The sequence below is a fragment of the Clostridium mobile genome (assembly GCF_018918285.1).
GTDB classification, from domain to species: domain Bacteria; phylum Bacillota; class Clostridia; order Clostridiales; family Clostridiaceae; genus Clostridium_AW; species Clostridium_AW mobile.
In genome coordinates this window covers 1,002,793-1,019,474 of sequence record NZ_JAHLQF010000001.1, presented here as the reverse complement: position 1 = coordinate 1,019,474, position 16,682 = coordinate 1,002,793, and the positions used below count along the sequence as shown (strand labels likewise).

At 32.0% G+C, this 16,682-nt stretch carries 15 protein-coding genes; 14 read left to right on the top strand and 1 reads right to left on the bottom strand.

Features of this window, described 5'->3' with window-relative positions; genetic code table 11:
• Nucleotides 1-98: 98 nt before the first annotated feature.
• The 10 genes from KQI86_RS04970 to KQI86_RS04925 are packed head-to-tail and all read left to right on the top strand — an operon-like array spanning nt 99 to nt 9,379.
• Nucleotides 99-839, top strand: coding sequence for an IclR family transcriptional regulator (locus tag KQI86_RS04970; RefSeq protein ID WP_216438030.1), 741 nt, complete (start codon nt 99-101; stop codon nt 837-839).
• A 33-nt stretch (nt 840-872) separates the two neighbouring features.
• Nucleotides 873-2,108, top strand: a complete 1,236-nt coding sequence (locus KQI86_RS04965) for a M20 family metallo-hydrolase (protein ID WP_216438029.1) — start codon at nt 873-875, stop codon at nt 2,106-2,108.
• A gap of 34 nt (nt 2,109-2,142) precedes the next feature.
• Entirely contained in the window at nt 2,143-3,417 is a 1,275-nt protein-coding gene (locus KQI86_RS04960; protein WP_216438028.1) for a dihydroorotase, read from the top strand.
• Nucleotides 3,418-3,434: 17 nt separating this feature from the next.
• Nucleotides 3,435-4,211 (top strand): dihydroorotate dehydrogenase electron transfer subunit, encoded by a 777-nt coding sequence (locus KQI86_RS04955; RefSeq protein WP_216438027.1) that lies wholly within the window; start codon nt 3,435-3,437, stop codon nt 4,209-4,211.
• Nucleotides 4,204-5,115 carry a dihydroorotate dehydrogenase gene (locus KQI86_RS04950; protein ID WP_216438026.1) on the top strand — a complete coding sequence of 304 codons (912 nt, stop codon included), beginning with the start codon at nt 4,204-4,206 and terminating at the stop codon, nt 5,113-5,115. The genes KQI86_RS04955 and KQI86_RS04950 overlap by 8 nt, the downstream gene beginning before the upstream one ends.
• Nucleotides 5,116-5,130: 15 nt before the next feature.
• Entirely contained in the window at nt 5,131-5,886 is a 756-nt protein-coding gene (locus KQI86_RS04945) for an ABC transporter ATP-binding protein (protein WP_216438025.1), read from the top strand.
• Nucleotides 5,883-6,689 carry an ABC transporter permease gene (locus tag KQI86_RS04940; RefSeq protein WP_343216138.1) on the top strand — a complete coding sequence of 269 codons (807 nt, stop codon included), beginning with the start codon at nt 5,883-5,885 and terminating at the stop codon, nt 6,687-6,689. Before KQI86_RS04945 ends, KQI86_RS04940 begins: the two co-directional genes overlap by 4 nt.
• A gap of 18 nt (nt 6,690-6,707) precedes the next feature.
• Complete coding sequence (locus tag KQI86_RS04935) at nt 6,708-7,493, top strand: nucleoside phosphorylase (RefSeq protein WP_246582652.1); 786 nt, start codon at nt 6,708-6,710, stop codon at nt 7,491-7,493.
• A 48-nt stretch (nt 7,494-7,541) separates the two neighbouring features.
• Nucleotides 7,542-8,582, top strand: a complete 1,041-nt coding sequence (locus tag KQI86_RS04930) for an ABC transporter substrate-binding protein (RefSeq protein WP_216438023.1) — start codon at nt 7,542-7,544, stop codon at nt 8,580-8,582.
• A gap of 17 nt (nt 8,583-8,599) precedes the next feature.
• Nucleotides 8,600-9,379 (top strand): ABC transporter permease, encoded by a 780-nt coding sequence (locus tag KQI86_RS04925; protein ID WP_216438022.1) that lies wholly within the window; start codon nt 8,600-8,602, stop codon nt 9,377-9,379.
• Between the two features lie 52 nt (nt 9,380-9,431).
• On the opposite strand, the gene KQI86_RS04920 is transcribed toward KQI86_RS04925, so the two are convergent.
• Nucleotides 9,432-11,087: an alkaline phosphatase gene (locus KQI86_RS04920; protein ID WP_216438021.1), complete on the bottom strand. Its 1,656-nt coding sequence runs from the start codon at nt 11,085-11,087 to the stop codon at nt 9,432-9,434.
• Nucleotides 11,088-11,236: 149 nt separating this feature from the next.
• On the opposite strand from KQI86_RS04920, the gene KQI86_RS04915 reads away from it, so the two are divergent.
• The 4 genes from KQI86_RS04915 to KQI86_RS04900 all read left to right on the top strand — a co-directional run bounded on the left by KQI86_RS04915 (nt 11,237) and on the right by KQI86_RS04900 (nt 16,679).
• On the top strand, nt 11,237-11,773 hold the full coding sequence (locus tag KQI86_RS04915; RefSeq protein ID WP_216438020.1) for a chromate transporter: 537 nt from the start codon (nt 11,237-11,239) through the stop codon (nt 11,771-11,773).
• The gene (locus KQI86_RS04910; RefSeq protein ID WP_216438019.1) at nt 11,774-12,298 is read left to right on the top strand and encodes a chromate transporter; all 525 of its coding nucleotides are present in this window, start codon (nt 11,774-11,776) and stop codon (nt 12,296-12,298) included.
• A 438-nt stretch (nt 12,299-12,736) separates the two neighbouring features.
• A complete protein-coding gene (locus KQI86_RS04905) occupies nt 12,737-15,400 on the top strand; it encodes a cation-translocating P-type ATPase (protein WP_216438018.1) in 2,664 nt (887 codons plus the stop codon).
• Nucleotides 15,401-15,539: 139 nt separating this feature from the next.
• The gene (locus KQI86_RS04900; protein WP_216438017.1) at nt 15,540-16,679 is read left to right on the top strand and encodes an aminotransferase class V-fold PLP-dependent enzyme; all 1,140 of its coding nucleotides are present in this window, start codon (nt 15,540-15,542) and stop codon (nt 16,677-16,679) included.
• The last annotated feature ends 3 nt before the right edge of the window (nt 16,680-16,682 follow it).

Genomic DNA, 16,682 nt, shown 5'->3' with positions numbered 1-16,682 from the left:
TATATTAAAAATTATTTCCTTAAGTTTTGATATATGATATAATAAAATCAAATTCCATTATGAAGAAATGATTTCCATGTAGTGGAAAGGAGGACAACATGCAATTAGTCGATAGAATATTTAATGTATTAGAGTTGCTTAGTAGCAATAGTGAAGGATTTATGATAACAGAAATAAGTAAATCTTTGGATTTGCCAGTAAGCACTACCCATAGATTATTATCATCTTTAAAAGACAACGGTTATGTTATACAAGATGAATCTACCTCTAGATATAAGCTAGGACTAAAAGTAGTTACGTTGGCGTCTAATTACCTAAATGGTAATAGTATAAAGCAAGTAGCTAAACCTTTTATGGAAGACTTAGCCTATGAATATGAAGAAGTTGTCTTTTTAACAGTTTTGGAGAATGAAAGAGCAATATGTATTGACACCGCTGTTAGTAATACTAGAATTAATTTCTATGTGAAAGTTGGAAGTGAAATGCCTTTAAATGCTGCAATAGGTGGACAAGTAATATTAGCTTATGCAGGAGAGAGAGAAGTAGATAGAATTTTAGAGAATTATTCTAGTAGAAAATATACGCAAAAAACATTGCTAGAGCCTAAAGATATTAAAATGAAATTAAATAAAATAAAGGAGCAAGGTTATGGTATTTGCGATGAAGAGCTAGAGCTTGGAGTTTGGGCTGGAGCAGCGCCTATAATGGATACTTCAGGCAAAGTCGTTGCCAGCATTGCTATGTTAACCATAAAAAATCCAGATAATGATTATGAAAGCAAAATTAAAAGTTTAATAGAAACTGCAGACAAAATATCTAAGGCATTAGGTGGAAAGTAATTTATATTTCATGATGAATGAGGTGGGGATAGTTTGATTAATACTCTTGAAAATTTCTTGAACAATATGGATAAAATAAACTCCATAGGATTTGAAGAAGGACAAGGTGTGACTAGATTGGCCTTATCTAAGGAAGACATGAAAGCTAGAGATTGTTTAATTAGAATATTTAAAGATATGGGGCTAGCAGTTAAGATAGATAGCGTTGGAAATATTAGAGCAATAAAAGAAGGAAGAGACAAAAATTTATCAAGTGTAATGGTTGGCTCTCATATAGATACTGTACCAAATGGAGGAAAGTTTGACGGATTATTAGGTGTAGTGGCAGGCATTGAAGTCTTGAATAGGATGATTAAAAAAAATACACCTCATTCTCGTTCTATAGAAGTAGTTATTTTTTCTATTGAAGAATCTAGTAGATTTAATTTTTCAACAGTAGGAAGTAAAGCTATGACTGGGAAAATAGATGTAGAAGATTTAAAACTCCATGTGGATGAGAATGGCATATCTATATATGAAGCATTAATAGATAGAGGTTATAATCCAAATAATTTAAAGAAATATATTATAAATCCCCAAAAGATTAAAGCCTTTTTAGAATTGCATATTGAACAAGGTCCAATACTTGAAAAAGAAAACATACCAATTGGTATAGTTGAAGCTATTGCAGCTCCTATAAGGCTTCAAATAGAACTAGAAGGTGAAGAAGCTCATTCAGGAGGCTGCCCTATGAATATGAGAAAGGATGCTCTTGTGGCAGCATCAGAAATTATATTGGGTGTAGAAGAAGTAGGAAATAAAGAAGCTATATATAAAACAGTTACTACTACGGGAAATTGTCGCACATTCCCAGGAGCTATTAACGTGGTGCCAGGAAAGGCAGAATTGTTTGTAGATATAAGAGGTATCGATGGAGAAAGTATGCGTCGTGCTCTTAAAGGTATAAATAACTGTATATATAATGTAAGTAAAAAGAGAAATATAAAAAGCCATGTTAAGGTTTTAAGTAGGGAAGAGCCGGTAAAGTGTAGCGAAAATATGATTAAATTAATTAAGAGTATTTGTAATAAGTTGAATATAAGACATAAGATTATGGCCAGTGGCGCTGGACATGACACTATGAATATGTCAAAGGTAGTACCTTCTGCATTAATATTTATCCCATGTAAGGGAGGAATAAGCCACAATATGAAAGAGGATGTTTATTTAGAGCATATTAAAACAGGAATTGATGTTCTCTATGAGACTGTTCTAGAACTTGCAAAGTAATTTGAACTAAAGAAATAGGAATGAAGGAGTAAATATGAAAACGTTGATAAAGGATGGGTGGTTGGTAGATCCATCTCAAAATTTATTTGGAGTATATGATATTTTAATAGAAGAAGATAAAATAGTTAAAATTCATGAAAATATCGTTGATGAAGAAGCCACAGTAATTCAAGCTTCAGGACTTTATATCTGTCCAGGACTAGTAGATATGCATGTACATTTAAGAGAACCAGGATATGAATATAAAGAAACAATAGAAAGTGGCGCTTTGGCAGCTGTTGCAGGAGGATTTACTAGTATAGCATGTATGCCAAATACAAACCCAGTTATAGACAATAAAGAAGTAGTAGAATATGTAAAGAATAAAGGGAAAAATTCAAAATGTAATGTTTACATTATGGGAAGTATTACTAAGAACTTAGATGGAGAAGAAAAAAGTCCATATAAAGAGCTGGCTAAGTCCGGAATAGTTGCTATAACAGATGATGGAAAAACTGTAATGAATACAAGAATAATGTATGAAGCTATGATGGATGCCAAAGCTTTAGGAATGCCAGTAAGTGTACACTGTGAGGATGCTTACTTGGTTTACGATAGAAGTATTAATAAAGGCAAGGTATCTGAAAAATTAAATTTAACTGGGGTGCCAGCCTTGGCAGAAGAAATTATTATTTGGAGAGATACTGTACTTGCAGATATTACAGAATGCCATGTCCACATTCAACATATATCAACAAAAAAAGGCTTAGATTTAATTAGGGATGCTAAGAAAAATGGAGTAATGGTAAGCTGCGAAGTTACCCCTCATCACATTACTCTTACAGAAGAAGAAGTAGAGAAAATAGGAACAAATGCAAAAATGAGCCCGCCATTGCGAAAAAAAGAAGATGTAGAAGCTTTAATTCAGGGACTTTTTGAAGGGACTATTGATGTTATCGCAACAGATCATGCACCTCATAGTAGAGAAGAGAAAGATAGCGACCTTACTAAGGCTGCAAACGGAATAGTTGGTTTAGAAACATCTTTAGGAATTGCATTGACTGAATTGGTTCATAAGAGAAATATGCCTCTTCCAATGTTAATAGATAAAATGAGCCGTAAACCATCAGAACTATTAAAAATACCTGGAGGTACATTAAAGGCAGGAAGTTTTGCAGATATTGTAATAATTGACTTAGAAAAAGAATGGACGGTAGATAGGGATAAATTTTATTCAAAGTCAAAAAACTCACCTTTTCAAGGTAGAAAGTTAAAGGGCAAGGCAATAGCTACAATAGTTAGAGGACAAATCCAATATAGTGAAATGTAGGAGTTGAAGAGATTTACATGAAAACAAACAAAGGAATAGTTATATCAAATCATTGCGTTAATAATAAATATCATCATTTAATAATTAAATGTAAATCATTAGCCGAGGAAGTAAAAGAAGGGCAAATAGTTCATATACGATGCGGTGTAAATGAAGATCCATTTTTGAGAAGACCTTTTAGTGTTTATCGATTTGATAAAGAAAATGAAGAATTGGAGATTGTCTACATTGTAAAAGGAAAAGGAACAGAAATCATGACTCACTTTAAGAGTGGAGATAAAATTGATATACTTGGACCAACAGGAAATGGATATAAATTAAATGACAAAGCAAAATCAATAGTTGTCATAGGAAGAGGCGTAGGTTCAGCATCCATAATTTCAATTGCAGAAAAAGCAGTAAAACAAAATATGAAAGTGATTGCCATACTTAGTGGAAAGGATAAAACATCTATTTTAGGTGATAACTTTTTAAATAGCTTAGGATGCATAGTATATTCCTTAAATGATGAAGATGGAAACAGCTCTTTAGATAATGTAAGGGACATTTTAGAAAAACACATAAAGGAAGAAAAAATTGACCAGATATTCACCTGTGGATCAAATAGAATAGGAAAATTTGTAAAAGATATTAATAATAATTATAAAATACCTAGTTTTATATCTTTAGAAGAAAAGATGGCCTGTGGTATTGGAGTATGTTTAGCTTGCGTATGCAAAACAGTTAATGGATATAAAACTGTTTGTAAGCATGGACCTGTATTTCCTATTGAGGAGGTGTGTTTTAATGATTAAACCAAATCTTCAAGTTCAGTTAGGTGGAGTAACTCTTAAAAATCCGGTAATGCCAGCTTCAGGAACTTTCGGAAGTGGAAACTGTGATCTAATAGATATAAGAAAAATTGGAGCCATAGTTCCTAAAAGTGTTACATTAACCCCTAGAGAAGGTAATAATACACCGAGGATAGCAGAAACTACTGGAGGTGTATTAAATTCTATAGGAATACAAAGTGAAGGCTTAGAGTATTTTATCAAAAATGACTTGAAATACTATGAACAATATGATACACCAATTATTGTAAGTATTTCAGCTTATAGTGTTGATGAATTCTTAGAAATGGTAGAAATATTAAATAAAGAGAAATCCATTAACATGATTGAGCTAAATATATCATGTCCCAATTTAAAAGAAGGTGGAAAAGCCTTTGGAATGAGTGAAGAATTTACTTACAAAATAGTAAAGGAAGTAAAAAATGTAACTAATAAGGTGATTATACCTAAATTGACTCCTAATGTTGCAGATATAGTAAGTATTGCTTTAGCTGCAGAAGAAGGGGGAGCGGATTGCTTATGTGTTGCTAATACTCATTTAGGTATGGCCATAGACGTTAAAAGTAGAAAACCAAGGTTAGGAAATATAATTGGAGGGTTATCAGGACCAGCCATAAAACCGATTTCACTGAGAATGGTATGGCAAGTTGCTCAAAAGGTTGGTATACCAATAATAGGTGTAGGAGGGATTTCCAATTGGGAAGATGCTATAGAGTACATTTTAGCTGGTGCTACAGCTATACAAGTAGGAACATATAATTTTGTAAATCCAAACTGTATGATTGATATAGTTGAGGGTATAGAGAAATATATGATAGAAAATAATTATTTTAGTATTAAAGAATTAATTGGAAGTGTCGAAATATAGTAGGAGGTGGACAATTTGAAGAATAAAAACTGTCTAACAATAAGAAATCTTGAAAAAACTTATAAAAACGTATTTGGAAAAGAAACAATAGCTCTAAAAGATATAAATCTGGATATAAAAGATGGAGAATTTGTATCTATAATCGGTCCATCGGGCTGTGGTAAATCAACCTTATTAAAGATTATTAGTAATCTTGAAAAATATACTGGTGGTACTATTGAATTCAGTGAGAGTCTAAAGGGAGATGATCACATAGGATTTGTATTTCAGGATTCAGTATTATTACCATGGAAGACAGTGTTAGAAAATGCTATGTTTCCATTGAAAATTAAAAATATGGTAAATGATGAAAGTCTTAAATACCTTGATGAATTATTAGAAGTAGCTGGACTGACCGATTTTAAAAATTCACTTCCAAGAGAATTATCAGGAGGAATGAGACAAAGAGTTTCTATCGTAAGATCCTTATCTTATGATCCGCAGTTATTGCTTATGGATGAACCTTTTGGTGCATTAGATGCTATGACTAGGGATATATTAAATATTCAACTTTTAAAGATATGGGAAAAGACCAAGAAAACTATTTTATTTGTAACTCACAGTATTGATGAAGCTGTGTTCTTATCAAATAGAGTAATTGTAATGTCAGCAAGGCCAGGTGAAATAAAAGAAATAATTGATATAGATATAGATGGACCAAGAACACCAGAAATAAGAAATACAGAAAAATTTAATGAATATTCCAAGTATCTCAGGGAGGTGCTAGGGTGATTAATAATAATTCAAGTAAAGGAAATATATTTAAATCAAAAATATTTAAGTTTATATTTGAATATGCCTTATCAATAGGCGCCTTCATACTTATATGGAAGGTGTATGTAGATGTAAGTGGAGTACCTGAGTATATGATGCCTCAGCCAAAGGTAGTATTTGATAAACTAATCCAGATGATTGCTGAAGGAGAAATTTGGGCACACTTTTGGGTAACTACTGGAGAAATATTCTTAGGATATATTTTAGGAACTGTATTAGGAATATTTTTCGGTTACTTATTAGAAAAATCAAAGTATCTAAAGGATGCATTGATGCCATATTTGATTTTTGCACAAACTGCTCCTAAAATCGCTTTAGTTCCTTTATTTGTAATCTGGTTTGGATTAGGGTTAACTTCAAAGTTAGTATTAATTGTGTCTATGGTATTTTTCCCGGTAATGGAGGGTACTATGCTTGGAATAAATTCTATTTCTAAAGATGTAAGAGACTTAATGAAGGTGTTAAATGCGTCTAAATTTCAAGTTTTAAAGGAAGTGGAATTACCATCCTCTCTTCCAATGATTTTTTCTGGACTAAAAGTAGGTATGGTGCAAGCAGTAATTGGAGCCATAGTTGCAGAATGGATATCAGGAAAAATGGGACTTGGATATGTATTGATTTACGCATCATCAACTTTTGATACAGTGTTACTTATTGCGGGAATAATATTTACCATTATCGTAGGAATAATATTTTACGAACTAATTAATTTAATGGAGAAAAAGTTTTTATATTGGCATGAATCTCAACAAGTAAGATAATTTGAAAGGGTGATTAATTTGTATATAGTTGCAGATAATCCGCTTTATGATAATAAAGTACCTCATTTACGTTGTGAAAAAAAGGATATATGTGATGTAGTATTATTGCCTGGAGATCCAGGTAGAGTGGAGTTTTTTAGTGAATTACTAGATGATTTCCAAATCATATCTTCAAACAGAGAGTATAAATTAGCTAAAGGTACCTATAAAGGATATCCAGTAAATATATGCTCTACAGGAATTGGAGCAGCTTCAACAGAAATTGCTGTTACAGAACTTATTGAACTTGGAGCAAAAGCTTTAATAAGAATAGGTGGTACTGGAGCAATAAAAGAGGGAGTAGAATGTGGAGATTTTATTATTAACACAGCATCTGTAAGATTAGGTGGATCTTCAATGTTTTACGCCATGCCAGAGTATCCAGCAGTAGCAGACTTTAATTTAGTAATGTGCTTAAAAGAAGCTTGCAAAGAAAAGAACTTAAAACATCATTTAGGAATTGGTGCTTCAGTAGGTTCTTTTTATAGGGGACAAGGTAGAAACCCATTAGCTATGGAAAAAGACAAAAATTATAAAGATCTATATGAGGAGTTCATTCGCTTAAATGTATTAAACATGGAAATGGAAGCTGAAACAATATTTACTTTAAGTTCTATATATGGAGTTATGGCTGGTAGCATTTGCACTGTTCATTGCAATAGGTTAACGAATAAATGGCTTGTTGAATATGAAGAACCGCAGAAGACAATGTGCAAAACTGCTTTAGAAGCTGTTATCAAAGTATATGAAAATTGTTTAAAATAAAATATTAAATATATAATATTTATTTTACTAAAGGAGGAAAGAGTAATTATGAAAACTGGTTTATTCAAGAACAAGAAATGGCTAAAAGTTTTAGTTACTACACTAACATTAACGTTAGGAATGTCATTATTTGTAGGTTGTGGAAGTGATAAAAAACAACCTGCTGCAGAAAAAAAAGATCTAAAAAAGGTATCAATACAAATTGATGGAGCTGCGGTACCTTATTATGCACCTCTTTATATCGCTAAAGAGAAAGGCTATTTTGCAGAACAAGGTATTGATGTAGAGTTTTACTATGCAGCAGCTGCTGAAATAGTAAAAAACGTTGCAGCAGGAAACGTTGAATTTGGATTTCCAAATGCAGATTCAGTTATAACAGCTAAAACTCAAGATATTCCAGTAAAAGTAGTTCACACTACTTATCAAAATGGTTTAGGTTCAGCAATATTTAAAACATCATCAGGAATTAAAACACCAGCGGATTTCAAAGGCAAGAAAATTGCAGTAACTTCCCTTGGAAGCCCAAATTACATTCAATTACAAATAATGCTAAAGAGTGCAGGATTATCTTTAGATGATGTTAAAGTTGAAGTTATAGGAACTGGCGCTATTGTAAATGCTTTAGTTACTGATCAAGTTGATGCTATAGTATTCTCAATGTTAAGAACTATAGAATTAAAGAACCAGGGCGTAGATGTAAGTGAAATTCGTTCAGATGATTTCTTACCATCCCACGGTAATGTTCTTATAGCTAGCGAAAAGTTAACAAAAGAAAACCCAGAATTAGTAAAAGGTTTCACAACTGCATTAAATAAAGGAATTCAGTATATAATAGATGGAAATGCTGAAGAAGCAGTTAAGCTTGCAGTTGAAAAATATGCTCCAAGCTTCAAAGGAAAAGAAGCTGTAACAACTGATATTATTAATGAAGTATTCGTTCCATACTTATGGCAGAGTGAAAACACAAAGAAAAATGGTTTAGGAGCTGCTGATATGGCAAAATGGAATAAATCAATTGAAGTATTAAATGAATATAAAGTTATAGACAAAACATTTGACGCAAGTGAATTAATATATGAAGCTAAATAATGAAGGAAGTGATATAGTTGTTAAGTAGCAAACAAAGAAAGATAATTCTTCCCATTATAATGTTTCCAATTATAATAATTATATGGAAACTATATATTAGGCTATTTAACATACCACCTTATCTATTACCACAACCAGAAGATCTTATGAAAAGTACCATTGACTATTTAGTAAATGGAGATATGATCTCTCATATCAATACTACTTTACAAGAAGTTTTTGTTGGTGTAGGAATTGGAATATTAATAGGTCTTGTATTGGGATATATAGTTGCAAAATCTAAATTCATTGAAAGATTTATTATGCCTTTTGTATTAATAATACAGACTGCACCAAAGATTTCATTAGCTCCATTATTTATATTGTGGTTTGGATTAGGGCTTCAGTCAAAAATTGCTTTAGTGGTGCTAGTTGTTTCATTTCCAATTATGATTAATGAGGTAGTGGCAATTAGAAGTATAGATACTAATGTATTTAATCTAATGAAAGTACTAAATGCTTCAAAATGGCAGAGATTTATATATATCGAATTGCCATATTCTATGCAAGCGATACTTTCTGGTATAAAAGTAGCACTAACTCAAGCTATGGTTGGAGCTGTTATAGGTGAAATGATAGGTGCCAAATCAGGTTTAGGATATCTATTAACATTAGGTAATGAAACCTATGATATTAATTTAGTTCTCAGTTCAATATTTATTCTTAGCCTTATAGGACTAATATTATATTTAGTTGCAGGGCTTATTGAAAAAAGATTATTGGGCTGGAAAGAAGAAAATATAGATATTGTTGCTTAAAAGAAAACATGTAAAGAGCTATTAATTTAGCCTTTACATGTTTTTATTTTTCCTATTTAATTAAATCTACAGCATTTTGGGATACATACCATTTAGAAATATCAATTTTTTCTTTATCACCACTGTACACAGTAACTCCAGGCATTTTTACAACTTTACCGTTAACTATAGCTATATCTTTATTTTGAGGGAATTTAATTTCTGTTTCTCCCTTTGAAACTATCAAAACTAAATTTTCCTTATCTATAGAGTCTACAGTAACTAAAGCTCCCTTATTTTTAAAAGCTTTATCTGCTTGTAAGAATAGAGTTTTTGTAGTTTCACTTAAGTTTGTTCCTAAAACTTCACATATATATTTAGCTATATCTGTATTTTGAACCACTCCAGTGAGCCTATCGCCCTTAGGATGGTAAACATATAAGCCAACCTCTTCACCAGTATGACCAGTAGTAGTCCAGCCAATATGAGCTCTCTTACTTATAATAGGGCCAACTGTATAATTTAATTTTCCAGGCTCTGCATTTTTGATGGCTTCTTCTTCTTCTGCGGTTAAATCAGAAACTCCATAATAATAAGACATAACTTCTTTTATATTTGTTTTTTCAGAATTAATTTTACTCTCTAAACCTTCACCAGTTAACTTAGCAGCTTTAAGTGGTGGCAAGAAAGTTGATAATGGCTCATTATCATAAGTTTTATCTAAACCTGAATCTCCAATACTCATTCCGCCATTACTATGGTCAGGAGCTACAATAACAACTGTATTTTTATCTTTCTTAGCAAAATCTAAAGCAACTTTTACCGCATTGTCAAAGGCCAATACTTCCGTAATTACGCCCACAGGGTCATTAGCATGGGATGCCCAATCTATTTTACTTCCTTCAACCATTAAGAAAAATCCGTCTTTGTCTTTGGATAGTATATCTATTGCTTTTGCGGCCATAGTAGCCATGCTAGGGGTATTTTCTGTTCTGTCCTTATCATAAGGCATAGCAGAGGGAGCGAATAATCCCCAAACTTTATTTCCTTTGAAGTTGCTTAATTCTTCATTATTTCTAACTACTCCATAGCCTCTTTCTTTTAATACTTTTATTAAATCTTCCTTATCTTTTCTCTTTGCAGGAGTCAATTCACTATATCCTCCAGCTAAAACTACATCTACATTATTGTAAACCATTTGTTCGCTTAAAGTATTATAATCAGATCTCTTTGGATAATGAGAAGCAAAAGAAGCTGGTGTTGCATGTGGGAATTCACTAGTAGCTACAAGTCCAGTAGCTTTTCCCTTTAATTTAGCTGTTTCAAGAACTGTTGCAACGGGACGTCTTTCTTCACCCTTAGGAATTGCATCTACTAATGGCATATTTGCTACATCAGGAAGCACTCCAATAAATCCAGTATGGGATTTAAATCCTGTAGCCATAGCAGTACCAGCAGGCGCTGAATCTGCAATCACTGCGTCAGAAGAGTAGGTTCTGATAAGTCCAGAAGCAATTTCATCCATAGCTAGAGGAGAACCGCCCTTATACCATCTAGCTAAGGTTGTGTGGGTTATGCCTGTGCCGTCGGGAATTAATAGAATCACGTTTTTAACCTCTTTCTTTCCTTTAGCTTGTACATTTGAATTTAATGCAGGTGATAACACTATACTAAAAGAAATGATTAAGGCTAATAATAGATTAAGTCTTTTAAAATTCTTTTTCCTCATGTATATCCCCCTTTGAAATATATAAATCTATTGTTAATATATGTAGCTAATAATTCATATATGTTAATCTTGTAAATAATTATTTAAATGTAAAGATTTATTGTATAATATATATAGATAATGAGAATTGAAAATTTGGAGGTCTTAATTTGAATAAAGTTTTGAGTATGTTTTGGAGCTTTTTTAAGATAGGAGCTTTTACGTTTGGTGGAGGATACGCCATGATTCCATTAATTCAAGCTGAAGTGGTAGATAATAAAAAATGGATAGAAAAAGATGATTTTTTAGATATATTAGTAATAGCCCAATCCTTTCCAGGAGCGTTGGCTGTCAATGCTTCAATATTTATTGGATATAGAATTGGAGGAGTTGTAGGGGCCATTATGGCTCTTTTAGGAACAGTATTACCTTCATTTACAATTATATATTTTATAGCTGCTTTTTTTATGCAATTTAGAAATAATTATTATGTAGATTTAGTTTTTAAAGGAATAAGTGCAGCGGTACCTATGTTAGTTTTAATTGCAGTGGTAAGTTTATCTAATTCCATCAATAGAAATTATATGAATTTTATCATAGTAATAGTAACAGTAATAGCAATAGCAATTTTAAATATACATCCAGTTTTAGTAATTGTTATATCAGGAATATATGGTTATCTTTACTATAGAAAGAAGGTGGAGTAATTGAGACTATTATTTGAGTTATTTCTATCCTTTTTGAAAATAGGAGCCTTTAGTTTCGGTGGAGGATATGCTATGCTTCCATTAATTGAAAGGGAAATAGTTAATAATAAAGGATGGATTACTTTTACAGAATTTACAGATATAATAGGCATTTCTCAAATGACGCCTGGGCCTATAGCTATAAATTCAGCTACATTTGTAGGATATAAAATAGGTGGAATATGGGGCAGTATATTTGCCACTTTAGGGGTGGTAAGTTTTTCTTTTTTATTAATATCTATAGCTATCCACTATATTATAAAGTTTAAAGAATCGAAGGTGATGAAGGCATCCCTTATGGGAATGAGACCGGCATTAATAGGGCTTATTATCGCTGCTTTTTTATCTTTAGCAAAAGAGTCTTATAAGGATTTTAAAAGTATAATAATTAGTCTTATAGTTGCAGTAATGTTATTATCAAAAAAAATACATCCAATATTGGTAATTGTTGCAGCTGGAATACTAGGGATAATTTTTTATGGTTAATAATATAAATATGTTGCATATATATTATCCATGTGATATAATGCTTTTAACGAAGGGGAGTAGCATAATTTAACTATTCGTCACTACAGCGTATGCTCGGATAGTTACTCATGTTAGAGATGCAAGACCTTTGTTCTATGAATATAGGACAAAGGTCTTTTTAGTTTTTTGAGAAAGGAGGGGAATAAAAAATATAATATTGTATATATATTACCAATGTGATATAATTTTTCTAGCAAAGGGGAGTAGCATAACTTAACTATTCGTCAATACGGCGTATGCCCGGATAGTTACTCGCTTTAGAGATGCAAGACCTTTGTCCTATTACTATAGGACAAGGGTCTTTTTAGTTTTTATTTTTTGAGAAGGGGGAGAATAAGAAAATATAGCTAATAAATTATTTTATATAGACAAATAATATGTAAGAGGTGAATTTAAATGTGGTTTGATAAGAGCAAAGAAGACGTTATAACCGAGTTATCTACAGACGTTGTTAACGGTCTTACAACAGAAGAAGTAGAAAAACGTAAAGAAAAGTATGGGCTAAATGAGCTAACTGCAAAAGAAGGAAAATCTACTATAAGGATGTTCCTTGAACAACTAAACGACCCGCTAATATATATATTACTGGCAGCAGCATTAGCATCAGGGATAGTTGGAGAAGTAGCTGACGCAATTATAATTTGCTTTGTTATTATACTAAATGCTGTTATTGGGGTAATTCAGGAAGCTAAGGCTGAAAAAGCTCTTGAAGCACTAAAAAAACTATCTACTCCTAAGGCTATTGTTAGAAGAGATGGAGAAATGAGAGAAATTCCATCAGAAGAAGTTGTGCCTGGAGATGTGATAATATTAGATGCAGGAAGATATGTACCTTGTGATTTAAGACTTGTAGAGACTGCAAACTTAAAAGTTGAAGAATCTGCATTAACAGGAGAATCAGTACCTGTTGATAAAGATTCAAATTTACTTTTAGACAGCAGTGAAACTGCATTAGGTGACCAAAAGAATATGGCATTTATGTCTACTCTAGCTACCTATGGTAGAGGAATAGGTATAGCAGTTGGTACAGGTATGAATACTGAAATAGGTAAGATAGCAAAAATGCTTGAAGAACAAAAAGAGGATTTAACTCCTCTACAAAAGAAGCTAGCTGAACTTGGTAAAATGTTAGGAATCGGTGCATTAATTATATGTGCTGTAATGTTTGTTGTTGGAATAATTCAAGACAGAGAGCCGCTTGAAATGTTCTTAACTTCTATAAGCTTAGCAGTTGCTGCTATACCAGAAGGTTTACCAGCCATAGTTACAATAGTTCTTGCCATGGGCGTTCAAAAAATGATAAAAGAGAATGCTATAGTAAGAAAGCTTCCAGCGGTTGAGACTTTGGGTGCAGTAAATGTAATATGTTCAGATAAGACAGGAACATTAACTCAAAACAAAATGACAGTGACTAAATTCTATGCAGACAACTATCTTGGAGATATAAGTACTTTAAATAAAGATAACGCTATCCATAAATTGCTTTTAGAAAATTTAGTGCTATGTAATGATGCTACATACAAAGAAGAGTCTAAAACAGGAGATCCAACTGAAATAGCATTATTAGAAGCAGGAGCTAAATACAACTTATTTAAAGATGATTTAGATAAAACTCGTACTAGAGTAAATGAAGTACCTTTTGATTCTGATAGAAAACTTATGACTACTGTCAATGAATATGATGGTGAATACTATGTAATGACAAAGGGTGCTACAGATAACTTAATTGAATTATGTAATCAAGCTTATGTTAATGGTGAAATAGTACCAATAACAAAAGAAATTAAAGAAAATATATCTAAAGCTTCCATAGAGATGTCTAATGATGCTCTAAGAGTTTTAGGAGCTGCTTTCAAAAAGGAAAGTTCAAAACATGTAGAAATTGATAATTTAGAAAAAGACTTAATCTTTATAGGATTAGTAGGAATGATTGACCCACCAAGAGAAGAAGTTAAAGATTCTATTGCTGAATGTAAGAAGTCAGGAATAAAAACTATAATGATTACTGGTGACCATAAAAATACAGCTTTTGCTATAGCTAAGGAACTTGGCATAGCAGAAGATGAATCACAAGCTATATTTGGTTCTGAGTTAGAAAAAATAAGCGATGAAGAATTAGCAGAAAAGGTAGAAAATCTAAGAGTATTTGCAAGAGTTTCACCAGAACATAAAGTTAGAATAGTTAAAGCTTTTAAATCTAAGGGTAATATAGTTTCCATGACAGGAGACGGTGTTAACGATGCACCATCACTTAAAATGGCAGATATCGGTGTTGCTATGGGTATCACAGGAACAGACGTTGCTAAGGGTGCTTCAGACATGATTTTAACTGATGACAATTTCTCAACTATAGTGTCAGCTATAAAAGAAGGTAGAAATATATTTAATAATATCAAGAAATCTATAGTGTTCCTATTATCTTGTAATATTGGAGAAGTAATAGCATTATTCTTTTCTATATTACTAGGATGGCCAGCACCACTAAGGCCAATCCATCTTTTATGGGTTAACTTAGTAACAGATAGTTTACCAGCTTTATCCCTTGGTGCAGATCCTGGAGATCCAGATGTAATGAAGGAAGAACCAAGAGACCCTAAAGCTAGCTTATTTGCAGGTGGAACAGGATTTTTCTTAATATTAAATGGTTTCTTAATAGGACTATTAACTTTAGCTGCTTTCGTTATAGGTGTTAAAGAACACATGGGCATGACTACACTATTCCCACTATTACCAGCCACAATATCTGAAGAAGCTATGATAAGCGGTCAGACTATGGCATTTATAGTATTAAGTGTATCACAGTTATTCCATGCACTTAACTTAAGACACCCAAGAAAATCTATATTCCAAGTAGGAATATTTACTAATAAATATTTAATTGCATCTATTCTACTAGGTATATTTTTACAGGATGTAGTAGTAACTATACCTTTCCTTGCAGGAATATTTGATGTTATAAATCTTGGAGCAAATGATTGGTTGATAGTTGGAGTGTTATCTATAATACCACTAATAGTTAATGAAATCGCTAAGATATTCTTAAGAGCTAGGGAAAAATAAAAAATAAACATTAAGATTTCAAGGGAATTTCTTTCAAAGGGAGAATTTTAGATTTAGCTAAAATTCTCCCTTTTTATTCATAATAGAAAGGCATAGTTAATATATTTTAGTAGTTTATATAAATAACTAGGAGGAATTTATGATATATTTAGATAATGCAGCAACTAGCTTTCCAAAGCCGGAGAAAGTATATAATGAAGTATTGAATTGTATGAAAAACTATGCTGCAAATCCAGGAAGAAGCTCCCATGATTTATCAATTAAAGCTTCTGCTAAGATACTAGAAACTAGAGAGGAGATAGCGAGTTTTTTTAACATATCTAATCCTTTTAATATAGTATTTACTAAAAATGCTACAGAGGCTTTAAATATAGGTATAAAGGGAGTTTTAGAAAGAGGAGATCATGTAATCACAACAGTAACTGAGCATAATTCAGTATTAAGACCTTTAAATAGCCTAATGGATAAGGGGATATCTGTTACTTTTCTAGATATTGATGAAGAAGGGTATATAGATATAAATATATTGAAAGAAAAGATAAATAAAAATACTAAATTAATTATAATAAATCATGTTTCAAATGTAATAGGAACTATTCAAAATATAAGTGAAATAGGAAAAATAGCTAAAGAAAATGGAGTTATATTTATGATAGATGCTTCTCAAAGCGCTGGAAGTATAGATATAGATATGAAAAAAAGCAATATAGATTTATTAGCATTTCCAGGTCACAAAGGTCTGCTAGGTCCTCAAGGTACAGGCGGCTTATTTATTAGTGAAGATATAGATGTTAATCATTTTAGCCATGGAGGAACAGGAAGCAATTCAGACCTATTAAGTCAACCGAATTTCCTTCCAGATAAATTTGAAAGCGGCACTCTTAATGTACCTGCCATTGCTGGATTGTGTGAAGGGATAAAGTTTATCAAAACAATTGGTATAAATGATATAAAGAGTTATGAAGAGGAGTTAACAAATTATCTTATAAGTGAAATACAAAAATTAAGTTTCATAAAAATCTATGGTCCCATAAATAAGAAAAGGGCATCTGTAGTGTCTATAAATTTAGATGGCATTGACAGCTCCACAGTAGGGTATTTATTGAATCAAAGAAATATAGCAGTTAGAACAGGGTATCACTGTGCAGCGATGATACATAAGTGTATCAATACATCGAATCTTGGTACTGTAAGAATAAGCCCAAATTACTTTAATAAACTAGAGGATATAGAAAAATTGATAGATTCTTTAAAAGATATATATAATCATAGGATCTAAGAG